This window comes from Salinicola socius, assembly GCF_001937195.1.
GTDB lineage: Bacteria > Pseudomonadota > Gammaproteobacteria > Pseudomonadales > Halomonadaceae > Salinicola > Salinicola socius.
In genome coordinates this window covers 1-549 of the sequence record NZ_MSDO01000088.1, presented here as the reverse complement: position 1 = coordinate 549, position 549 = coordinate 1, and the positions used below count along the sequence as shown (strand labels likewise).

Below are 549 nucleotides of genomic sequence, written 5' to 3'. Positions count from 1 at the left end.
GTGTCCTTATGGACGTGGAGGTTCAAGTCCTCTTCCGGGCACCAATCCAGACCTGCTTCAGGTCGCCAAGCAAGTTCAGCATCATGACACGCCCAGGTGGCGGAATTGGTAGACGCGCTAGCTTCAGGTGCTAGTGTCCTTATGGACGTGGAGGTTCAAGTCCTCTCCTGGGCACCATGTGTCATGTACTGCAGAACATTTCGATCGAACAAGCACCGACTGTCTGACACAACGCCGGTTACTGCCCAACGATCTATTCTTCGCAAGATCTCTTTGCGCACGGTTTCTCTTTTTCCGGCGTCATCCTCTTCATCATCCCGATCCCGTATCAGCTCCTGCCATGAGCGCCTCTCCCGGCACCCTTCTCGCCGTTTGCGCGGATAGACTCCTGCCGACCAGCGCCCGCTCGATACGCCAGAGATCACTGATAGCGCCCCGGCCGCGTCGAGATCGCTTCCAGCCCCCAACCGTTCGTCTCCACGCGCCCTTCCAGCCGGCGCTCGACGGGATCGGCCAGTCGAGGAAAGAAATCCAGCCCGGTACGCGCCT

General features: G+C 59.0%; 1 tRNA gene. It reads left to right on the top strand.

Annotation, left to right across the window (positions count from 1 at the left end):
* Positions 1-90 precede the first annotated feature (90 nt).
* A tRNA-Leu gene (locus tag BTW07_RS18945) sits at positions 91-177 on the top strand.
* The last annotated feature ends 372 nt before the right edge of the window (positions 178-549 follow it).